We start from the raw sequence: 482 nt of genomic DNA on the forward strand, positions 1-482 counted from the left end.
CCGTATGGGAGGCGCTTTAAAAAACCACCCCCTCCATGCCCTTTCGGGCACTGGGGGGTAGTCATGTCGTCACGCAGCGACGGCCTCCTCGGCAGGCACTGAGTCGTCCACTGCGGACATATCGCCCTTGTCGAGATCCAGGGCTGCGTCAATCTCGATTTGCTCCCTGCGCAATTCGTCGAGACGCGCCTGCTTCTCGAATGGCTTGTCGACCAGCGCCGCCAGATCCTCGGCCTGCGCCTTGAACCCCGCGAGTCGCCGCTGTGTCCCAGCTATGCGTTGCTCAAACTCATACAGTGACAGCGCCTGGTGGGCTGCCTTCAGGACTTGCTGCCCCGACACATGCCACCCCAACGAGTAGTTGACGGCACCGTAGAGGTTCACGAAATACTGACCTTCCGATCTCCTCTCCACGACGAGCTTGAACCCGTTGACTGCGCCAATCTCCTCGCCGGGCTGTGACGCGGCGAGGAGCGCAACCG

At 61.8% G+C, this 482-nt stretch carries 1 protein-coding gene; it reads right to left on the reverse strand.

The window, feature by feature from the left end:
- Positions 1-69: 69 nt before the first annotated feature.
- Positions 70-482 (reverse strand): hypothetical protein (locus tag GVL03_RS19635; RefSeq protein WP_159502607.1); only part of this gene is annotated, 413 nt, incomplete at its 5' end.

It is taken from the genome of Microbacterium sp. 18062 (assembly GCF_902706225.1).
GTDB lineage: Bacteria > Actinomycetota > Actinomycetes > Actinomycetales > Microbacteriaceae > Microbacterium.